Raw genomic sequence first — 1,365 nt, forward strand, 5'->3', positions numbered from 1 at the left:
CGCCTGTGCGTCACCTGCGTCGCCTGTATCCAGACCCCATGACGGGCGAAGTCGACTGGGTGATTGTTCAAGGTGCGGACGGCATCTTGGGGGTGCACAGTCGCTCCACGCAGAGCGTCTTCAAGAAAAGAGAGTTCCCGATTCAGTACCGGGATTTTCAGGACAAGGAGACTTATGCGGAGTGGGTGTTTGTGGCTTCGGTGAATTAAGGGGGACTACCGCATGAGCTTCGCACCAAGTCTATCGTTGATCGCTTTCGTGCGTAGAGGGGACCTCAATTTTGAACGCTTCGTCGAAGTACTTTCCACACGCGGCTACATCACAGAGCAAGATCACGAGGCGGGTTGCAGCATGGTTCCATTAGGCATGGAGGCGGCGCGGCAAGAGGATTTTGATGCGCTGTTCAAACTGCTAATGCCTGGGCGTCTCAACGAGATTGAGTTGTCATGCAGAGCAACCGACGCAGGTGGCCTGCGAGGGGCGTTTTCATATGCTCTGTTCAATTCCAACGTCGTTGATGACGAAACAATTAAGCACATATTGACGAAAGAGAACGAGGAAATAGCTAGACGGTATACAGAGTTCACGCGAATTTAACGTGAGGGTGTTAAGTTTCGCGTCGATGTGACCTGCCTTTTTTTGCAGTCGCTTGACCCCATCAAAATCCGGAAATGCGGATCGCCAGTCCTACGCCAAAGGAGTCACCATTGGCTCAGTGCTCGATGAAAAAAGCGGATCAACACACGGATCCACAACCCTGTTTCAAATAGTCGCAGCTATAAAGACTCAAAGAGGCGCCACCGGTAATTTATTTCTGATAGCCGGCCATCAGCGAATTGGAGTTGCGCGGTCGAATAGCCTCCAGGAACATTTATCGTCCAGGCATCGTAATTCAGTAGCAAGGCTGTGTCTTTGTCGGTGATTCCGCTCTTCAGTCGAACCCATCTTGAGCTTGCAATGCAGGCAAATACTTCAACCCCTGCCTCATCGCTTAATAGCTCGCGTAACTTCTCCAGCAACTCGGATCGAGTCTTGATCGGGGATAGCGCTGCAAATTCCTTCACTGATGCGTGCACCAAACCCACGGGACCATTGTTTGAATCGAAATTGAATTTCGCGCTTTTACTGTTTTTATAGTCACTTACGCATATTCCCGGGGCGGCATCGAGGTCCTGAAGCTGAGCAATGTTCTTCCTGGTAATAACTGGATATCCCACCAGTTCGGGTAGAACATCATCTACACCGCTGTCGCCAAGTATTCTCATTACTTGCTGCTTCGACGCCCCGAGTTTGGCGCCAAGTAACTCCGTTCGCTTGAAGGAAATTACAGGAAAAAATATCTGCTGCGCTAAAGTGAGCAGAATG

The 1,365-nt window shown here is 50.5% G+C and carries 2 protein-coding genes and 1 pseudogene; 2 read left to right on the top strand and 1 reads right to left on the bottom strand.

The features are described 5' to 3' along the window. Together AC1D1X_RS23390 and AC1D1X_RS23395 are read left to right on the top strand one after the other, a co-directional pair. Positions 1–209, top strand: a pseudogene (locus AC1D1X_RS23390) (type II secretion system protein); the annotation flags it as partial. Between the two features lie 13 nt (positions 210–222). Continuing rightward, the gene (locus AC1D1X_RS23395) at positions 223–597 is read left to right on the top strand and encodes a hypothetical protein (RefSeq protein WP_477670771.1); all 375 of its coding nucleotides are present in this window, start codon (positions 223–225) and stop codon (positions 595–597) included. A gap of 179 nt (positions 598–776) precedes the next feature. Here AC1D1X_RS23395 and AC1D1X_RS23400 read toward each other — a convergent pair. Then, the coding region (locus AC1D1X_RS23400) for a hypothetical protein (RefSeq protein ID WP_477699355.1) at positions 777–1,365 on the bottom strand (589 nt) is incomplete at its 5' end.

It is taken from the genome of Polaromonas sp. P1_G4, assembly GCF_056405475.1.

Bases quoted from the DNA above. Each gene is read 5' to 3' on its own strand.
- AC1D1X_RS23395 (WP_477670771.1), top strand. From the start codon at position 223: ATGAGCTTCGCACCAAGTCTATCGTTGATCGCTTTCGTGCGTAGAGGG.